The sequence below is a fragment of the Streptomyces sp. NPDC051677 genome, from assembly GCF_044453465.1.
Classification (GTDB): domain Bacteria; phylum Actinomycetota; class Actinomycetes; order Streptomycetales; family Streptomycetaceae; genus Streptomyces.
Window position 1 is genome coordinate 236,177 of the sequence record NZ_JBITCT010000006.1, and the last position, 16,640, is coordinate 252,816.

20 protein-coding genes, 1 tRNA gene and 1 pseudogene are annotated in these 16,640 nt (G+C 72.1%); 11 read left to right on the top strand and 11 right to left on the bottom strand.

What is annotated here, in order from left to right:
• Window positions 1–17: 17 nt before the first annotated feature.
• From ACIBAF_RS09600 to ACIBAF_RS09630, 7 genes are all read left to right on the top strand, one after another.
• The gene (locus ACIBAF_RS09600) at window positions 18–932 is read left to right on the top strand and encodes a LysR family transcriptional regulator (protein WP_399462587.1); all 915 of its coding nucleotides are present in this window, start codon (window positions 18–20) and stop codon (window positions 930–932) included.
• A gap of 35 nt (window positions 933–967) precedes the next feature.
• Entirely contained in the window at window positions 968–1,552 is a 585-nt protein-coding gene (locus tag ACIBAF_RS09605) for a helix-turn-helix domain-containing protein (RefSeq protein WP_399462588.1), read from the top strand.
• Window positions 1,549–2,070: a GNAT family N-acetyltransferase gene (locus ACIBAF_RS09610; RefSeq protein WP_399462589.1), complete on the top strand. Its 522-nt coding sequence runs from the start codon at window positions 1,549–1,551 to the stop codon at window positions 2,068–2,070. Before ACIBAF_RS09605 ends, ACIBAF_RS09610 begins: the two co-directional genes overlap by 4 nt.
• A 30-nt stretch (window positions 2,071–2,100) precedes the next feature.
• On the top strand, window positions 2,101–2,460 hold the full coding sequence (locus ACIBAF_RS09615; protein WP_399462590.1) for an MmcQ/YjbR family DNA-binding protein: 360 nt from the start codon (window positions 2,101–2,103) through the stop codon (window positions 2,458–2,460).
• 109 nt (window positions 2,461–2,569) lie between these two features.
• A tRNA-Pro gene (locus ACIBAF_RS09620) sits at window positions 2,570–2,643 on the top strand.
• 210 nt (window positions 2,644–2,853) lie between these two features.
• The gene (locus ACIBAF_RS09625; RefSeq protein WP_399462591.1) at window positions 2,854–3,099 is read left to right on the top strand and encodes a hypothetical protein; all 246 of its coding nucleotides are present in this window, start codon (window positions 2,854–2,856) and stop codon (window positions 3,097–3,099) included.
• 66 nt (window positions 3,100–3,165) lie between these two features.
• A complete protein-coding gene (locus ACIBAF_RS09630) occupies window positions 3,166–4,152 on the top strand; it encodes an NAD-dependent epimerase/dehydratase family protein (protein WP_399462592.1) in 987 nt (328 codons plus the stop codon).
• A 225-nt stretch (window positions 4,153–4,377) separates the two neighbouring features.
• Here ACIBAF_RS09630 and ACIBAF_RS09635 read toward each other — a convergent pair whose 3' ends face one another.
• Window positions 4,378–4,791 (bottom strand): VOC family protein, encoded by a 414-nt coding sequence (locus ACIBAF_RS09635; RefSeq protein ID WP_399462593.1) that lies wholly within the window; start codon window positions 4,789–4,791, stop codon window positions 4,378–4,380.
• Window positions 4,788–5,372: a dihydrofolate reductase family protein gene (locus ACIBAF_RS09640; protein ID WP_399462594.1), complete on the bottom strand. Its 585-nt coding sequence runs from the start codon at window positions 5,370–5,372 to the stop codon at window positions 4,788–4,790. Before ACIBAF_RS09640 ends, ACIBAF_RS09635 begins: the two co-directional genes overlap by 4 nt.
• Window positions 5,373–5,601: 229 nt before the next feature.
• Between ACIBAF_RS09640 and ACIBAF_RS09645 the strand changes: the two genes are divergently transcribed.
• Window positions 5,602–6,510: a class I SAM-dependent methyltransferase gene (locus ACIBAF_RS09645; RefSeq protein ID WP_399462595.1), complete on the top strand. Its 909-nt coding sequence runs from the start codon at window positions 5,602–5,604 to the stop codon at window positions 6,508–6,510.
• A gap of 79 nt (window positions 6,511–6,589) precedes the next feature.
• Here ACIBAF_RS09645 and ACIBAF_RS09650 read toward each other — a convergent pair whose 3' ends face one another.
• From ACIBAF_RS09650 to ACIBAF_RS09660, 3 genes are all read right to left on the bottom strand, one after another.
• Entirely contained in the window at window positions 6,590–7,018 is a 429-nt protein-coding gene (locus ACIBAF_RS09650; RefSeq protein ID WP_399462596.1) for a VOC family protein, read from the bottom strand.
• A gap of 516 nt (window positions 7,019–7,534) precedes the next feature.
• Window positions 7,535–7,810, bottom strand: coding sequence for a hypothetical protein (locus tag ACIBAF_RS09655; RefSeq protein ID WP_399462597.1), 276 nt, complete (start codon window positions 7,808–7,810; stop codon window positions 7,535–7,537).
• A gap of 11 nt (window positions 7,811–7,821) precedes the next feature.
• Entirely contained in the window at window positions 7,822–8,118 is a 297-nt protein-coding gene (locus ACIBAF_RS09660; protein WP_399462598.1) for a hypothetical protein, read from the bottom strand.
• 231 nt (window positions 8,119–8,349) lie between these two features.
• Here ACIBAF_RS09660 and ACIBAF_RS09665 point away from each other — a divergent pair.
• The 3 genes and pseudogenes from ACIBAF_RS09665 to ACIBAF_RS09675 all read left to right on the top strand — a co-directional run.
• Window positions 8,350–8,850, top strand: a pseudogene (locus ACIBAF_RS09665) (site-2 protease family protein); the annotation flags it as partial.
• Between the two features lie 628 nt (window positions 8,851–9,478).
• Window positions 9,479–9,664 (top strand): hypothetical protein, encoded by a 186-nt coding sequence (locus ACIBAF_RS09670; RefSeq protein WP_399462599.1) that lies wholly within the window; start codon window positions 9,479–9,481, stop codon window positions 9,662–9,664.
• Between the two features lie 104 nt (window positions 9,665–9,768).
• Window positions 9,769–10,530, top strand: a complete 762-nt coding sequence (locus ACIBAF_RS09675; RefSeq protein WP_399462600.1) for a sigma-70 family RNA polymerase sigma factor — start codon at window positions 9,769–9,771, stop codon at window positions 10,528–10,530.
• Here the strand turns inward: ACIBAF_RS09675 and murJ are convergent.
• The 6 genes from murJ to ACIBAF_RS09705 all read right to left on the bottom strand — a co-directional run bounded on the left by murJ (window position 10,442) and on the right by ACIBAF_RS09705 (window position 16,586).
• Complete coding sequence (murJ, locus tag ACIBAF_RS09680; protein WP_399462601.1) at window positions 10,442–12,085, bottom strand: murein biosynthesis integral membrane protein MurJ; 1,644 nt, start codon at window positions 12,083–12,085, stop codon at window positions 10,442–10,444. The genes ACIBAF_RS09675 and murJ overlap by 89 nt on opposite strands.
• 60 nt (window positions 12,086–12,145) lie before the next feature.
• The gene (locus ACIBAF_RS09685; RefSeq protein ID WP_399462602.1) at window positions 12,146–12,562 is read right to left on the bottom strand and encodes a (2Fe-2S) ferredoxin domain-containing protein; all 417 of its coding nucleotides are present in this window, start codon (window positions 12,560–12,562) and stop codon (window positions 12,146–12,148) included.
• Window positions 12,563–12,567: 5 nt separating this feature from the next.
• Window positions 12,568–13,107 (bottom strand): NUDIX hydrolase family protein, encoded by a 540-nt coding sequence (locus ACIBAF_RS09690; protein WP_319672363.1) that lies wholly within the window; start codon window positions 13,105–13,107, stop codon window positions 12,568–12,570.
• Window positions 13,108–13,122: 15 nt separating this feature from the next.
• The gene (locus tag ACIBAF_RS09695; protein ID WP_399462603.1) at window positions 13,123–14,259 is read right to left on the bottom strand and encodes an amidohydrolase family protein; all 1,137 of its coding nucleotides are present in this window, start codon (window positions 14,257–14,259) and stop codon (window positions 13,123–13,125) included.
• A gap of 1 nt (window position 14,260) precedes the next feature.
• Entirely contained in the window at window positions 14,261–15,664 is a 1,404-nt protein-coding gene (locus tag ACIBAF_RS09700; RefSeq protein WP_399462605.1) for a glutamine synthetase family protein, read from the bottom strand.
• A 79-nt stretch (window positions 15,665–15,743) separates the two neighbouring features.
• Window positions 15,744–16,586, bottom strand: coding sequence for an SAM-dependent methyltransferase (locus ACIBAF_RS09705; RefSeq protein ID WP_399462606.1), 843 nt, complete (start codon window positions 16,584–16,586; stop codon window positions 15,744–15,746).
• Between the last annotated feature and the right edge of the window lie 54 nt (window positions 16,587–16,640).

Below are 16,640 nucleotides of genomic sequence, written 5' to 3' on the forward strand. Positions count from 1 at the left end.
TTGCGATAATCGATCCTGTGATCGAAGCGCGGCGGCTCCACATCCTCCGTGCGGTGGCTGACCATCGCACGGTGACCGCGGCTGCCGCCGCGCTGTACCTCACCCCGTCGGCGGTCTCCCAGCAGCTGACGGCCCTGGAGCAGGAGACCGGTCACCGCCTGGTCGAGCGCAGCGCCAAGGGCGTCCGGCTCACCCCGGCCGGCGAGATCCTCCTCGGGCACACCAACGCCGTCCTGGCCCAGCTGGAGCGGGCCGAGGCGGAACTCGCCGCGTACAGCTCGGGCGCGGCCGGCACGGTGACGGTGGCCGCCTTCGCGACCGGCATCGCCCAGGTCGTCGCGCCCGCCGTGGCCCGCCTCGCGGGCGCCGCCCCGGGGATACGGATCCGCGTCCAGGACGCCGAGGGCGACGCCAGTCTGCCGATGGTGCTCGACCGGCAGGTGGACGTCGCGGTCGCGGTCGAGTACCGCGGGGCCCCGCCCGCCGACGATCCGCGCCTGACCCATGTCCCGCTGTACGCCGAGCCCTTCGACGCGGTCGTCCCGGTCGCCCACCGCCTGGCCGACGCCGCCGAGGTCCCCCTCGCGGAGCTGGCCAAGGACGCGTGGATCGGCCCGTACCCCGGCAACCCCTGCCACGAGGTGGTCGTCCTGGCCTGCGAGAACGCCGGATTCCAGCCCCGCCTCGAACACTCCTCCGACGACTTCCGCGCGGTGGTGGCTCTTGCGTCGGCCGACGTGGGCGTGGCCCTGGTGCCCCGCTCGGCGCTGCGCGGCATGGACCTGACCGGAGTGGTGGTACGGCCCGTCGACGGGGTGGCGCCCACCCGCCGGGTCTTCGCGGCCGTACGGCGGGGCGCGGAGGAGCACCCGTTGATCCGCCCGGTGCTGGAAGCGCTGGAAGAGGTGTCCCGGACGTCACCCGGCCCGTAACCTGGATGTTTCATATATGGGATACCTTCCCGTATATGAAACTGGATGACGCCGGGGTCGCCCCGGACCCTGTCGACGCCCGGCTCGGCGCCCGGCTGGCCGAGCTGCGGGCCGAACGCGGCTGGTCCCTGGGGGAGTTGGCCGAGCGCAGCGGGGTGAGCCGGTCGACCCTCTCCCGGGCCGAACGCGCCGAGACCAGCCCCACGGCCTCGCTCCTCAACCGCCTGTGCGGCGTGTACGGACGGACCATGTCCCAGCTGCTCAGCGAGGTCGAGGCGGAGCCCGCGCTGCTGGTCCGGGCGGCCGACCAGCAGGTGTGGCAGGACCGGACCTCCGGTTTCCTGCGACGCTCCGTCTCGCCGCCGCACACCGGACTGCGCGGCGAACTCGTCGAGGGCCGGCTGCGGCCCGGCGCCGACATCGCGTACGACCGGCCGCCCGTACCCGGACTGGAACAGCACATCTGGGTCCTCGAAGGGGCGCTCGACGTGACCGCCCAGGACGTCGGACACCACCTCGACGCGGGCGACTGTCTGCGGCTGCGGGTGTGGGGGCCGACGCGGTTCCGGTGCTCCGGCCCCGATGCCGTGCGCTACGTGCTGGCGGTGGTGCTGCCGTGACCGCGGTCCGCCTCGACCCACCCCAACTCCTCAACCACGTCGAGGAGTTGGCCGACCTGCTGATCGCCACGGTGGACGGCGGCGCCTCGGTCGGCTTCCTGCGTCCGCTCGATGGGACCGAGGCCGTCGCCTGGTGGCGCGAGCGCGCACAGGGCGTGGCCGCCGGACGGCTCGCGGTCTGGGCGGCCCGGGACGGCGGCCGTGTCCTCGGCACCGTCAGCCTGGCCTTCCCGGACAAGCCCAACAGCCGCCACCGCGCCGAACTCGTCAAGCTGATGGTGCACCCGTGCGCCCGTGGAAAGGGCCTCGGCCGCACCCTCCTGACCACCGCCGAGGAGGCCGCAGCCGCGGCCGGCGTCACCCTGCTGCACCTGGACACCGAGACCGACAGCCCCGCCGAACACCTCTACCGCACCGCCGGCTGGACCAGGGCCGGCGTGATCCCCGACTACGCCGCCGACCCCGCCGGGGTCCTCCGCCCGACCACCCTCTACTACAAACACGTCGCCCTCAGGTGACTGTCAGTGGCAGCCGCTACGGTGCGAAGCATGCCGGACGCCGAAGACGTACGCCGTATCGCCCTGTCCCTGCCGGACACCGCGGAGAAGATCGCCTGGAGCATGCCCACCTTCCGGGTCGCGGGCAAGATGTTCGCCACGCTGCCCGAGGAGGAGACCTCCCTCGCCGTGCGCTGCCCCAAGGAGGAGCGCGACGAACTGGTGCTCGCCGAGCCCCGGAAGTTCTGGATCGCCGACCACGAGGCCCAGTTCGCCTGGGTGCGCGCCCGGCTGGCCGCCCTCGAGGACGAGAACGAGCTTCGGGACATCCTCGCCGACTCCTGGCGGCAGGCGGCCCCGCAGCGACTGCTGGAGGCGTATCCGGACCTGGGGGTGGCCAAGGGGGACTGAGGGCGCCCCGGCGGCCGGGGCGAGAGAAACGGGTGCGCGACCACCGACCCGAGTGCGGTATTGTTTCCATGCGCGTTCGGCCAGGGGAAACCCCAGGTCAGACGGGCAACGGGACGTGGCGCAGCTTGGTAGCGCACTTGACTGGGGGTCAAGGGGTCGCAGGTTCAAATCCTGTCGTCCCGACTCGTACGAGTCGCAGGTCAGGGCCGGTTTCGGAGGAATCCGAAACCGGCCCTTGATCATTCTCGGGGACCAGGTGGGGACCGGCCGACTGCTCGACATGGTCGAGGGCCGCTCCCAGCAGGCTTTCAGGGGCTGGCTGGCTCGCCGAACGCGAAGACCGCCGGCGAGGAACTGCTCGACGCGGTCGCGGGCAGGGACCCATTCCACGTCGTGCGCCTGCCCGGCGACGCACTCGACCGATGCCGCCGACGTGTCCGACGAGATCGTCACGCTCGGCTGGACGCTGAAGAAGCGAGCCGCCGACGTGCTGGCCTACTTCGAACGCCTGGGCACGTCCAACGGACCGACCGAGGCCGTCAACGGACCGACCGAGGCCGTCAACGGACGGCTCGAACACCTCGGCGGCTCCGCCCTCGGATTCCGCAGCCTCATGCCCGAGGGCTGAGACCGACCTGACGGCCGATCATCTGCTGTCAGCGAATCCGCCTGGCTGGGCGGTGGTCCTGGTGCTTGTGTGTCGGCATGGAGATCCTGGTTCTGGGCGGAACGGCATGGGTGGCTCGGGAGTTGTCGCGGCAGGCGATCGAACGCGGCCATCGGGTGACGTGCCTCGCGCGTGGCGAGAGCGGAGAAGTCGCGGACGGAGCGACACTGGTCGCCGCCGACCGGCGTGATCCGTCGGCGTACGAGCCCCTGCTCGACCGGATCTGGGACGCGGTCGTCGAGGTGTCGTGGCAGCCGGGCTTCGTTCGCGGAGCGCTCGACGTGCTGGGCAGCAAGGCCGGGCACTGGGTGTATGTCTCGTCCGGCAACGCCTACGCCTCCCACGCCACGCTGGGGGCCGACGAGTCCGCGGCCCTGCTCGCCCCGACCGACCGGAGCGAGGCCGACCGCGAGTCGTACGGCGAGGCGAAGGTCGCCTGTGAGCAGGCGTCGACGGCCGCTGTGGGCGACCGACTCCTCATCGCACGAGCCGGGCTCATCGGCGGCCCGGGCGATCACAGCGGGCGTTCCGGCTACTGGGTCGCCCGCGCCGCACGCGATCCGCGAGGGCCGATGCTGGTCCCGGACACACCGGCCATGCCCACCCAGGTGGTCGACGTGCGGGACCTCACCTCCTGGCTGCTCGACTCCGCGGAGACGGGAACCACCGGCACCTACAACGCCGTCGGCCCGGTCGTTCCGTTCGAAGAGTGGATCGAGCTGTCCCGCGCCGCCGGCGGGCACACCGGTCCGGTCGTCACCGCCGAATCGGCGTGGCTGCTCGCCAACGGCGTGGCCCAGTACATGGGGTCCGAATCGCTGGCGATGTGGCTGGTCGAGCCGGGCTGGGAAGGGTGGTCGGCCCGGGACGGGTCCGCGGCGCGCGCCGCGGGGCTGCGCCACCGGCCCCCGGCGGAGATGCTGGCCGACACGCTGCGCTGGGAACGCGAGCAGGGGCTGGACCGGGAAAGGCGCGCAGGCCTCAGCGCGCAGCGCGAGCGCGAGTTGCTCGACGCCCTCGGCTGACGGCGCTGGACCGGTCTCGCCCACCCGAGCGCCGCTACAGGCGCCTTCCGTTCTGACTTCACGATCTCGTGGTGGGCATCCTCATCCAGACCCCCGCGCGGTGTAGGCCGAACTGCTCCTGGCCGCTGGGCGGCAATCCGAGGCCGAGCGCCTCTTGTCCGACGCCGGGGGACTGGCTGGAGTAATCGTCAAGACCGATTCGTCGCTCCGCAGACCGTGGCCGCCTCAGGCGAAGTCCGCTGCGGTGAGGCCGTGGGGATGTCCGGGCGGCCACTCCACCAACTCGATCCGGTAACCATCCGGGTCCGTGAGCCACGACGTCTTCGGGCCGTGAGGGCCGCCCGGGAACTGGAGGGGCTCGGGCCTCAGGCCGGCTTCGGTCAGCGTCTCCAGCGTGGTGGCCAGTGTGTCCACCTGGATCGCGAGGTGATCGAAACCGCTGCCCACGTCGACCGGTCCGTCGCCGGGGCGGTGGACCAGTTCGAGCGAGGCCGCCGGTTCGTCGGGAAACTTGAGGATCACGAGGCGAGCCCCGTCGCCGACCTCGACCCTGCCCAGTTCGGCGTAACCCAAGGCGGTGTAGAAGCCGAGCGAGCGATCCAGGTCGGTGACGCGGTAGGCGACGAAGAGCGTCTTCACGCGTCCTCCTCGCGGCCATGCACCCGGTAGCGGAGATGCGTCACGTCTCGATCCTCGAGCCGTCGGACGAGGTCGAGTTCGATGTGATCGCTACCCAGGTGTTCGAACAGCCGTCGCCCCTCCCCGAGGAGGACCGGAACCAGGTGGATCTCCATCTCGTCCACCTGCCCGGCTCGGAGAAGTGCCTGGGCCGCCCCCGCCCCATGGACCATGACCGGCCGGTCCCCTGCGGCTGCGCGAGCCTGACGGGCGCAGTCCTCGACATCGGTGACGAAACGCGCGTGGCCGGGTGGCACGTTTCCTTCATCCACCTGGTGGGTGAGTACGAAGATCGGCACGCCGTCGTGGTGATCGCCCTGCCAGCGCCCGGCGAGTTCGAAGGTCCGACGGCCGGAGATCACCGCGCCGGTCGCCAGCGCTTCGCGGTAGACCTGGCCGCTCGGGCCGTCGGTCTCCCGGTCGTCGAGCCAGTTGAAGAGCCGTCCGCCGTTGCGTCCGAGCTCCTGCCCTGGCCGATCGTCCGGACCAGCGATACAGCCGTCGAGCGACATCGACATGTACAGCCGAATCGGATTGTTCATCCTGGCCTCCCTCTCTCCTCCATGACACCGGGATCCGGCGTTCCCGGATCCGCCGACGGGGCCGGCTTGTCACAAGGAAGACTTCAGGCAACCGGCAAACTCATCGTCCCCACGCGCCGGCCTGTCGCCGGGTTGAGGGGGCAGGAGCCACATCGCCGTCGCCGGGGAGTGCCATCGACACGAACTAACCGGTGGAGCCGCCGGAGCATGAGTCCCTACCATCCGTGGGATGACCTATCTGAGCCCCCTGGGCTATCTGCTGGGCATCGAGGGCGCTGCTTTGCTGCGTGGCATCAGGGAGGGGAGGGCCGACCGGGCGTTCGTCGCGGCCCGGATCGCAGAGATCCGCACCCTGCTGGATGTGCCCGCCCTCGCGCATGCCGAGGGAGTCACGGCGAGTCCGGGCACGATCAGCGCGGCCGACGTCTACCAGGAGTGGGCTCCGCACTATGACGCCCCCGGCAACGAGATGATCGACGTCGAGCAGCCGGTTGTCCGGCGCATCCTGGACAGCCTGCCCGTCGGCGCGGCGTTGGACGCGGCCTGCGGGACCGGCCGCCACACCATCTACCTGCATGAACTAGGCCATGATGTGATCGGCGTCGACGCTTCGCCCGACATGCTCGCCCAGGCCCGCAAGGCCCTGCCAGATGTCGACTTTCACGAGGCCGAGCTGCACCGGTTGCCGCTTCCCGACAACGCGGTCGACACCGTCGTCTGCACGCTCGCCCTGACTCACGTCCCCGATCTGGCCGCGGTGCTGGCCGAGTTCGCGCGTGTGCTGCGCCCTGGCGGGAACCTTGTGATCTCGGATGCCCACCTGCTGGTGTCCTACCTCCGGCCGACCCTGGCCCGCCGTCCTGGCCCGGACGGCTGCCCGTCCCTCCTCACCGAATACCACCGCCCGCTCAGCGCCTACCTCGCCGCAGCCCTCCCACTGGGCTTCCAGGTCCGGCACTGCGAGGAACCCCGCCGCCCGCGCCACTCCCTCGACTCCGACACCGCCCCGGACCCACTCCCGACCCACATGTCCTGGGACCTGTTGCACTGGTGCCCGGAAGCGTCGGCCGCAGCCTTGGACGAGTCCCCGATCGTGGTCATCTGGCACTTCCAACTCGACGGCACCGGGCAGGACTGAGCTCGTTTGCGCGCCGGCCACCGGCGAACCCGTTGCCCTCGCAACGAGCGGCTCCCCGCCACCCCGGCTCGGAGAATGCTCAGTCGATACAGAACTCGTTGCCCTCGATGTCCAGCATCGGGATGCACGCATCGTTGCCGTCATACAGCGTTTGCACGTGCACCGCACCGAGGGGGACCAGTCGCGCGCATTCGGCCTCAAGTGCGGCGAGGCGCTCCTTGCCCACGAGTCCGGTGCCGACCCGCACATCAAGATGCACCCGGTTCTTGACGGCCTTCCCCTCAGGGACGCGCTGGAAGTACAGGCGTGGGCCGACGCCTGAGGGATCCATGCAGGCGAACCATGAATCCCGCTGCTCAGGTGGCTGCGAACGCTTGAATTCGTCCCAAGTGGCAAACCCCTCCGGTGGCGGCGGTATGACATACCCCAACACCTGGCACCAGAAGCGAGCGAGACGCTCAGGTTCTGCGCAGTCAAAGGTGACTTGGAACTTCTTGATCGCTGGCATCGGCGCACCGTAGCAGGCGGACACGGCCGCTCATCTCCCCAGGTGGATCCGCCCGCCACCACCCTCACCCACTGGATATGGAAGATTTTTCCCAAAAGCTATTGACTTGATACATTTCCTGTGCAACATGGCTACTAGACCACAACACCGAAAGAGCCACAAAGTCGACGAGGACGTCTAGTCGGTGGAGTGTCTTGGACAGGATGTGGTTCAGGCCCCCGGCAAGCCGGCGCGACACCGAGGCAACAGTGACGACTGAGGCTTCAAGACACGCGCAGCACTACCGGGGACTGTTTTTGCCCTCGGAGCCTTCGCGCAAGCCTGACCGCGGCGCGAAGGCTTTGCCGTGCCCACCCCCGGCGGAACCGAATCGCGCCACGTCGGTCCCTCGATGCGGGACCGGTCGCTTCGCGGAAGATCGTCCGCATCAACTGACCTCGCCCGACGACCTGACGACCTGACGACCTGACGGGTTCCTCGGCCGTCAGGCAGGTCGTCAGGTCGTCAGGCAGGTCGTCAGGTCTTGATCACGGCATCGCAGTCGGAGCAGACCACCGACGCGTACTCCGGGGGGTACCAGCTCGCCGTCGGGTGCTCGGCGGGCTGTCGGGAGGCCGTCTCCATGGCGAAGGTGTCCTTTCCGCAGAGGGTCCGCGGTCCCGTCGCCGAGGGCGCCCCCGGGGCCGAGGGCGCCGCGTGCACCCTGCGGACGGGCCGTGCCTCAGCCGCCGTCCCCGGGGAGTCCCCGGCGATCGGCTTGTCGAGTTCGTACACGACGACGATCTCGCTCATGCCTCGACCGGCTAACGCCGGGGGACGGCGAGTTCACGGCCGCGGTAGAAGCTTTCCCGCTCCTCGACGACGTACGGGGCCATCGCCGCACGTCGCTGCGCTTCCGGCTCGGACGTCCGCCAGGCGTCGCAGGCCTCCTTCGAGTCCCAGAACGACACCCCGGTGATCTCCTGCCCGTCCTCGGACCAGTACGCGAAGGCGCGGCGCAGACCCTCCGGGTAGGGGGAGGGACGCCATGCCCGCTCGAACTCCTCCGACGTGCCCGGCCTGAGGCGGCGCGCAGTCACCCAGACGAACTGCTCATCCATCGCGGCTCCTCCTCGGTGTCCGTTCGGCTTCCTGCCCTTGCCAGACCACCGTAGGTGCCGATGACCGCTTCCGCCTGCGCGGTACCGGGCGGACCATGGAAGAGAGCCCGGAGCGCGGTCGGGTGGCGCGCGACGTGTGCCCTGTCGGCGGTGAGGGCGATGAAGGGTTCGACCCGGATCGGGAGCGTGCGCGGTGTGGTGCTGCGGGCGCACTGGAGCGTGCCATTGATCATGCTTCTGCTCGCCTACGACCTGGCCGCCCGGACGCTGCCCGCGTACGCGCCCGGAGGGGCCCCCGTGGCGTATGCGGCCGCCGGAGTGGTCGGGGCGCTGCTGTTGCTGGTGAGCCTGGTGGTGCATGAGGCGGCGCATGCCCTCATGGCCCGCAGGTCCGGGATCTCCGTGCGGGACATGACGTTGTGGGCGCTCGGCGGCATGACCCGGATGGACCGGCCGGCGACGGCGCGGGCGGCGTTCGCGGTCGCCGTCAGCGGACCCCTCGCCAGTCTGCTGCTGGGCGGGGCCGCCGTCGGGGCCGCGGTGGGAGTGCACGCGGTGCTGGGGTGGCGGATGCCGGTCGCCGTACTGGGCTGGCTGGGCGCGATGAACCTGCTGCTGGGCGTGTTCAACCTGTTGCCGGCCGCGCCGCTGGACGGGGGGCGGGTGCTCCAGGCCGTGTGGTGGTGGCGTACCGGAGACCGTGAACGGGCCCAGCGGGCGGCCGGGCGCAGCGGACAGTTCGTCGGTGTGGCGCTGGGCGTGCTGGGCTGGCTGGTGTTCGTCAGGGGAGTGCCGGGCGGATTGTGGCTGATGCTGGTCGGCCTGTTCGTGGCGGGCGTCGCCGCGGCCGAGCGACGGTGGGCCCAGCTGGCCACGGCCCTGCGCGGCGTGCGGGTGGCGGAGGCGATGACCAGCCCGGCCGTGGCCGGTCCCGACTGGCTGACCGTGGACCGTTTCCTGGCCGACGTCGCCGCTCGGGCGGGGCATTCGGTGCTGGCGTTGGTGGACTTCGAGGGCCGTCCCAGCGGTGTCGTGCAGCTGCGCAGGCTGGCCGCCGTGCCGTCCTGGCGGCGGGAGGAGGTCCGGGTACGGGACGCGGCGACCCCGCTGTCGCGGTGCACGCTCGCCGCACCGGACGAGCTGCTGACCGCCGTCCTGGAGCGTCTCGGCGCCGGGGGCGGGCTGCCCATCCTGGTCCTGGACGCCGGCCGCCTCTGCGGGATCGTCACAGGCCACGACATCGAACGGCTCTCCCAGCGGCCCACCACGGGGATGTCCTGCGGCGCCCCCCTCCAGCCGCTCTGGCCCCGCCGCGCCCCCAGGAGGAGTATGGGAGGAGAGCGACCAAGGGAGGCCTGCCGTGAAGACCGGAGCCTCGGACTACGACCGCTGGCTGTACTCGCACACACCCTCCCAGGCCGAGGGCGAGCGCGACGAACCGGCCGAGCGCGCGGCCGTGGAGCAGCACCCGGACGTCCCCCGAACCGAGCCGTCCCAGGCGGAGGGCGAGCGGATGGACGAACCCGGACCGCGTGAGCGCCGTTGAACGATCAGTACACGGAGCCGGCCTCGCTGTGAGTCGGCCCGCCGGCCTGTGGATTCGCCCGGCCCCGCCCGACCCGCCCGGCCGCGCTGCCATGATCAGGCACTATGACCGCAGGGCACGACAAGGCCGACCGGCACCGCAGGCTCCACGACAGCGCCAAGGCCGAGAGGCACCGGACATCGCACGGCGCGTCGCGCGCGAAGCGGGCCGGCCACGCGGCGCCGGCCGACGAGTCGACGACCGAGCTGGCGCTGGCCGCGCGGAGCGGCGACACGGCGGCCGTCGAGGGGTTCGTGCGCGCCCTGCACCGTGACGTGGTGCGCTACGTCACCCACCTCGGCGCCGATCCACAGGCGGCGGACGATCTGGCGCAGGACACGTTCCTGCGGGCGCTGAGCGGACTGCACCGGTTCGAGGGGCGTTCCTCAGCACGGGCGTGGCTGCTGTCCATCGCGCGCCGGGCGGTGATCGACAGCCACCGGTCCGCCGCCGCCCGGCCGCGCCTGTCGGACACGGCCGACTGGCAGACGGCCGTCGAGCTGGCCCAGCCGCGCGGCCTTCCCGGCTTCGACGACGGCGTCGTCCTGCTGGAGCTGCTGGCCGCGCTGCCCGAGGACCGGCGGGAGGCGTTCGTGCTGACCCAGCTGCTGGGCCTGCCTTACGCGCAGGCCGCCGCGGTGACCGGCTGCCCGGTCGGCACCGTCCGCTCACGCGTGGCCCGCGCCCGCGCTGCCCTGACCGCCCTGCTCACCGAGGCGGGCGAGCCCGAGCCGGTCGTCACCGCGGACCCCGCAGGCCGCTCAGCGCCCGCAGCTCGTCGACCTTCGTCAGCCGGGCCAGAGCGAGGTAGACCAGGCCGAGGGTGAGGGCGCCGGCCGTGAGGGCGGTCGCGGTCGGCAGGGTTCCGTCGCCGAGCGAGGCCGCGCACGCCCGGTCGGCCGCCCAGCCCGCGGTGGCGGCGAGGCCCGCCGCGGCCAGCAGCTTGGTGTACGTGCGCCGTAGCGCCCCCTCGTCCAGTCGGCCGCCCGTGCGCCTGCGCAGCAACCGCGCGGTGAGGGCCAGCCCCGCCACGTAGGACACGGTGTACGACCCGGCCATGCCGGTCACCGCCCAGCGGTCGGGCAGCAGCAGATGACAGGCGGTGGCCAGGGCGATGTTCACCGCAGCGATCCACACCGCCATGAAGAACGGGGTGCGGGTGTCCTCGAAGGCGTAGAAGCCGCGCAGGAGGACGTACTGCGCGGAGAACGGGATCAGGCCGAGCCCGAACGCCTGGAGCATGTGGCCGAGCGGCTGCGCGGAGGCCGCGTCGGCCGCGCCGTGCGCGAACAACAGGGTCGAGATCCGCGGACCGAGGGCCAGGAACAGGAACGCGGCCGGGACGATGACGACCCCGCTCACCCGCAGCCCGCGCGAGAGGTCCGCGCGCACGTCCGCGACCCGCCCCTCCGCCACGGCGCGGCTCATGCGCGGCAGCAGCGCCGTCACCAGGGAGACGGTGACCACCGACTGCGGCAGCATCCAGATGGTCTGCGCGTACATGTACGCCGAGTAGCCCGCGCCGGCGTCCGGCAGCTTCTGGTCGACCGCGTTGGCGTAGTTGGTGACCACCGTCAGCGAGACGAGGTTCGTCAGCACGAGCAGCAGCGTCCACTTGGCGGCGTGCACACCGGAACCCAGGCCCGAGCCGCGCCAGTCGAACCGCGGCCGGAACCGGAACCCGGCGGCCCGCGCGAACGGGACCAGCGCGAGCGCCTGCACCGCGATGCCGGCGGTCGTGCCGACGCCCAGCAGCCGGACCTGGGCGTCGGTGACGTCCGCCACCCGCTGCGGCACGGTCATCAGACCGAGGTAGGCGCCGAACATGCCCAGCAGGACGGCGTTGTTGAGGACCGGCGTCCACATCATCGCGCCGAACCGCTCGCGGGCGTTGAGGACTTGGCCGTAGATGTTGAACAGGCCGTAGAAGAAGATCTGCGGGAGCAGGAAGCGGGCGAAGACCACGGTGAGCCGGTACGCCTCGTGGGTGTCCGGGGTGTCGCGCATGTACACCGCGACGATCTGCGGGGCCGCCCACACCGCCAGCGCGGTCCCCGCGGCGAGGACGGACACGACCAGGGCGACGAGCCGCTGCTCGTACGCCCGCCCGCCGTCCGCGTGAGCGGCCCTCGCCCGCACCAGCTGCGGCACCAGCACGGCGTTCAGCGCGCCGCCGATGAGCAGTGTGTACAGGCTGGTCGGCACGGTGTTCGCCGTGTTGTACGTACTGGCCAGCAGACCGGTGCCCAGCGCGGCGCCCTGCAGTACCGTCCGGATCAGTCCGGTCGCCCTCGACACCACCGTGCCCAGCGCCATCAGCACCGACGAGCGTGCCGCCCCGCCGGAACGTTTCTCGACCCGCTCCTGTGTCGTCGCCCCCATCGGCTCAACGTACGGCATCAAGATCCATGCGCCCAATCCGCGCTGCCCGCCCGGCAGTTGCTAGCGACGGCTGCGGACCCGGGCGTCCCTCGGCGGATCGATGAACTGCAGCTCCAGCGCCACGGGGGGCGGGGCGACGCCCGGCCCGCCCGCCGCGGCCCAGGCCAGGATCTCCTCCGTGCCGTCGTCGTCCATGGCGAAGCCGACCCAGGTGGCCCGGCCGCCGGACCGGCGGCCGGTGGCCGACGGCTGGACGACGATGACGTTCGCCTGGTCGCAGGGGCCGAGGCAGTCCGTCGTACGGATCTCGAAGCCGCCGCCCGAAGCGGCCGCGGCGGCGCGCAGCCGCTCCAGCTGCCAGTCGTGGTCGAAGCCGGGGTGCTTGCGTGCGTCGCCGCAGCAGCAGCCCCTGCACACCACCAGCGTGCAGGGACGGCTCCGGGCGGCCCCGACCAGTGTTCGCTGAGCCGGAACCATGCCGCTCAGGAGGCCGAGAGGCCGACGTGGGCCAGGGCCTGCCGCAGCAGGAACCCGTGCCCGCCCGGCATCTCGCTCTGCACCGCCGGGGAGGCGGCCTCCTGCGGGTCGAACCACACCAGGTCCAGGGCGTCCTGCCGGGGTCGGCAGTCGCCGGTCACCGGCACGATGTACGCCAGCGACACCGCGTGCTGACGGGGGTCGTGGTACGGGGTGATGCCCTGCGTGGGGAAGTACTCCGCCACCGTGAACGGCTGCAGAGAGGTCGGTACCCGGGGCAGGGCCACCGGGCCGAGGTCCTTCTCCAGGTGGCGCAGCAGGGCGTCCCGGACGCGCTCGTGGTGCAGGACCCGGCCGGAGACCAGCGTGCGGCTGACATTGCCGTCCGGTCCGATCCGCAGCAGCAGGCCGATGCTGGTGACTTCGCCGCTTTCGTCGACGCGCACGGGCACCGCCTCGACGTACAGGATCGGCATACGGGCGCGCGCCATCTCGAGCTCGTCGGAGCTCAGCCAACCCGGCGTGGTTTCGGTCAAGTCAGACATTGCTTGATCATACTTTCAGTGTCCGTCGGGAAGCCGGTAGACCCGGCGGGCGTTGTCCGCTCCGGCCCAGCGCGCCAGGCGCAGCGCGTCGGGCAGGCCCAGCTCGTCGGCGTCCACCCGGTCCTGGAGCAGATCCCCCAGTCCCCGGCGGAACGCCAGCGCGCCGAGCGCATAGAACTCCGCCACACCATAAGCGTCGGAGCTGTACAGCAGTTTGCGGAACGGTGTGATCTCCAACGCCTCCTCCAGGACCGCCCGCGCTCGCGCCGGACCCACATGGTGCAGCGTGAGCCCCACGTCCAGGTACACCTGCTCGAACACCGCGGCCAGGTAGGCGGCCTGCCGCTGGTAGGGCCAGCAGTGCAGGAGCAGCACCGGGATCGTGCCCGCCGTCAGGTGCAGCCAGTCCGTGAGCCGCGTCGGATCCACCCGGTGCAGCCGGATGTCGTTGTCGCCGAAACCGGTGTGCAGTTGCAGCGGCAGCCCCAGATCGACGCCGGTCCACAGCAGATGCCGGACCAGCACCGGCTCCGCCAGCCGTCCGCCGCGCGCCAGCCAGCGCCGCGCCGCCCGGGTGACGTCGGCGTCCGAGGGCCGCGCCGGGTCGAGGTCGAAGCCCGTGCGGTACGCGGCCACCGACTTCACCGCGATCACCCCCGGCCGCCGTACCGCGTCCAGCGCCGCCGCCCGGAACGCGTCGGCGTACCCGCCGGCCTCGACGCCTCGCGCGGCCACCGCCTCCGCCACGGACTCCAGCCGGACGACCTCGTGGGCGACCGCCCCGCGGGCGGCCCCCGCCAGCTCGGCGGGCGAAGTGACGCGGTGCGGGGCGAACCCGGTGTCGACGCAGAACACGCCGGTCCGGGCCGCGGCGAGGAACCGCCGGTTCACCTCCTGCGGACCCAGCTCGGCGCGGCGGGCCAGATAGACGTCGGCCGGTGCGTGCCGCTCCAGGTCGAGCAGGGGCGCGCAGTGGCGGCGTACGGCCACGCCCGCCGGTGTGTCGAAGGTCGACACGCCGGGCCACGGGTCGCCCTCGGTGAGCAGAGCCTCGAAGCCCGGCCCGTCCAGGGGGTCGGTGACGACGCCGTGGCAGTGGTGGTCCACCAACTCCAGCCCGGCGAGCGCCTCATGGACCGGTCCGCCGGGCATCTCAGTACCTCCAGCGGTACGCGGCGGCCACCCGCTCGTCGGCGAGCCCTTCGACGGCGTCGATCTCGCCCTGCCGTACGGCGCTCACCGCGTCGGCGAGGACCGGGCCGAGCGCGGCCCGCAGCACCTCGTCCTCGCGGAACGCGGCGAGCGCCCCGGCGAGCGAGGTCGGCAGCCGGCGCACGCCCCGGGCGGCGGCGTCGTCCGCGTCGAGCCGCACCGGATCACCTGCTGTCTCCTCCGGCAGGACGGCCCCCGACGCGAGCCCGTCCAGTCCGGCGGCGATCAGAGCGCCCAGGGCGAGATACGGGTTGGCGGCCAGGTCGACCGGCTTGACCTCCAGGTTCGCCTGCTCCGCGCGCCGCCCCGCCGTACCCCGCACCAGACGCACCGCGCACTCGCGGGTCTCCAGACCCCAGGCGGTGAACACCCCCGCCCACTGGGAGGGTTTGAGGCGCAGATAGCTCGCCGGACTCGGCGCGGTCACCGCCGTGAGGGCCGGGAGGCGGGCGAGGACACCGGCCGCGAACGCCTCCGCGTCGGCTGTCATGCCGTACCGCCGGTCGCCGCCCGCATGCAGGTTCGTGCCCTCGCGCCAGGCCGAGAGGTGGACGTGCCCGCCGTTGCCGACGCCCTGCGCGAGGACCGCCGGGGAGAAGGAGACCCGCAGACCGTGCCGCTGCGCCACCGCGCGGATCGTCTGGCGGACGAGGACGCTGCGGTCGGCGGCCGCCACCGGGTCCAGGGCGCCCACGGAGATCTCGAACTGGCCGGGCGCGTACTCGGGATGGACCTGGTCGACGTCCACGCCCTGCGCCGCGCACGCGGCCAGCAGGTCGGCGGTGTAAGCGCTCAGCTCCACCTGCCGCATCGCGCTGTACGCGGGCCCGGACGTCGCCGGAACGAACTCCCCGGCGGGCGCCGAGTCCAGGCCGACCGCCCACTCGATCTCGATCGCCGCCTTGAAGGCCAGACCGTGGGCGCGGGCCGCGTCCGCGACGACGCGACGCAGGAAGGTGCGGGAGCAGCCCGGGTGCCGTTCGCCGTCCTGCGTGACGCGGTCGACCGGCGCCCAAGCCCAGCCGGGCTGTCCCGCCAGCACCACGAGCCCGTCGAGGTCCGGGTACAGGCGCAGGTCGCCGTCCGGGGAGCCCAGCACGTCGGTGGCGACGATGTGGTCGTTCGCCAGGAACGTGTCGAACACGGGGGACATCCCGACGCCCCAGGCCGCCGCCGAGGCCAGCCGGGCCGTCGGGACCGTCTTCACCCGGCCGGCGCCCGCCGTGTCGACGTAGGCCAGGACGACTCCCTGCACGCCCGCGCCGGACAGCTCGCCGCTCAGCGCGCTCGCCCGCTCGACGTCTCCCGGGCGTCCGCCGGGGACGGGATCGGCAAGGGTGGTCATGCGTCCTCCACGATCGTTGCGTCCGGCACGGACGGCACGGCGGGCATGTCCGGCACGTCCGCCGCGTGCCGTGCGGCCGTCAGGGTTTCACGGCCACCGCTCCGTACTGCGGCACCACGGCGAGGGAGCCGGCCTCGCCGCGCCAGCGCGAGCACGACACCAGGCCCGGCTCCAGCAGCTCCAGGCCGTCGAAGAACGCGGCGATCTCCTCGCCGCTGCGGGCGGTGATCGGCGGCTTGGCGTTCTCGTTCCAGAACTTCATCGCCGGGATCTGACCCTCGCCGCCCACCGCGCTGTCGTGCGTGGGGTGCGTCAGGACCAGGAAACTGCCGGAGGGCATGTCGGCCATGACCCTCCGCACGATCTCCCGGGCCGCCTCCACGTCGAGGACGAAGTTCAGGATGCCCAGCATCATCACCGCGACCGGACGCGTGAAGTCCAGGGTGCCCGCCGCCCGTTGAAGGATCGCGGCCGGGTCGTGCACATCGGCGTCGATGTAGTCGGTGACGCCGTCGGCGGTGCCGGTCAGCAGCGTGCGGGCGTGTGCCAGCACGATGGGGTCGTTGTCGACGTACACGATCCGCGACTCGGGCGCGATGCGCTGCGCGATCTCGTGGGTGTTGTCGGCCGTCGGCAGCCCGGTGCCGATGTCGAGGAACTGCCGGATCCCGCGCTCCTCGGCCAGGAACCGCACCGCCTGCCCCAGGAACCAGCGGTCCGCGCGGGCGATGTCCCGGATCAGCGGGAACATCCCGGCGACGTGCTCGCCGACCCGCTGGTCGATCTGGTAGTTGTCCTTGCCGCCGATCCAGTAGTTCCACACCCGCGCGTTGTGCGCCACGCTCGTGTCCAGTCGTGTCGGCCCGCTCACCTGACCGCCCCTTCCCGCGTCCCGCCCGTGTCCCGGGCCTGTGCCCGCCATTGTGCCGCCGGATGATCACCGTTGTCCCCGGTAGGGTGAAAATCCGGTGATCCC

Excerpts from the sequence above, each read along its gene's own strand:
- ACIBAF_RS09645 (WP_399462595.1), top strand. The coding sequence starts at position 5,602 with ATGACCTATCTGAGCCCCCTGGGCTATCTGCTGGGCATCGAGGGCGCT.
- ACIBAF_RS09695 (WP_399462603.1), bottom strand. The coding sequence starts at position 14,259 with ATGCCCGGCGGACCGGTCCATGAGGCGCTCGCCGGGCTGGAGTTGGTG.
- ACIBAF_RS09675 (WP_399462600.1), top strand. The coding sequence starts at position 9,769 with ATGACCGCAGGGCACGACAAGGCCGACCGGCACCGCAGGCTCCACGAC.
- ACIBAF_RS09705 (WP_399462606.1), bottom strand. The coding sequence starts at position 16,586 with ATGGCGGGCACAGGCCCGGGACACGGGCGGGACGCGGGAAGGGGCGGT.
- murJ (WP_399462601.1), bottom strand. The coding sequence starts at position 12,085 with ATGGGGGCGACGACACAGGAGCGGGTCGAGAAACGTTCCGGCGGGGCG.
- ACIBAF_RS09615 (WP_399462590.1), top strand. The coding sequence starts at position 2,101 with ATGCCGGACGCCGAAGACGTACGCCGTATCGCCCTGTCCCTGCCGGAC.
- ACIBAF_RS09640 (WP_399462594.1), bottom strand. The coding sequence starts at position 5,372 with ATGAACAATCCGATTCGGCTGTACATGTCGATGTCGCTCGACGGCTGT.
- ACIBAF_RS09690 (WP_319672363.1), bottom strand. The coding sequence starts at position 13,107 with ATGTCTGACTTGACCGAAACCACGCCGGGTTGGCTGAGCTCCGACGAG.
- ACIBAF_RS09630 (WP_399462592.1), top strand. The coding sequence starts at position 3,166 with ATGGAGATCCTGGTTCTGGGCGGAACGGCATGGGTGGCTCGGGAGTTG.
- ACIBAF_RS09700 (WP_399462605.1), bottom strand. The coding sequence starts at position 15,664 with ATGACCACCCTTGCCGATCCCGTCCCCGGCGGACGCCCGGGAGACGTC.
- ACIBAF_RS09650 (WP_399462596.1), bottom strand. The coding sequence starts at position 7,018 with ATGCCAGCGATCAAGAAGTTCCAAGTCACCTTTGACTGCGCAGAACCT.
- ACIBAF_RS09655 (WP_399462597.1), bottom strand. The coding sequence starts at position 7,810 with ATGAGCGAGATCGTCGTCGTGTACGAACTCGACAAGCCGATCGCCGGG.
- ACIBAF_RS09605 (WP_399462588.1), top strand. The coding sequence starts at position 968 with ATGAAACTGGATGACGCCGGGGTCGCCCCGGACCCTGTCGACGCCCGG.
- ACIBAF_RS09685 (WP_399462602.1), bottom strand. The coding sequence starts at position 12,562 with ATGGTTCCGGCTCAGCGAACACTGGTCGGGGCCGCCCGGAGCCGTCCC.
- ACIBAF_RS09660 (WP_399462598.1), bottom strand. The coding sequence starts at position 8,118 with ATGGATGAGCAGTTCGTCTGGGTGACTGCGCGCCGCCTCAGGCCGGGC.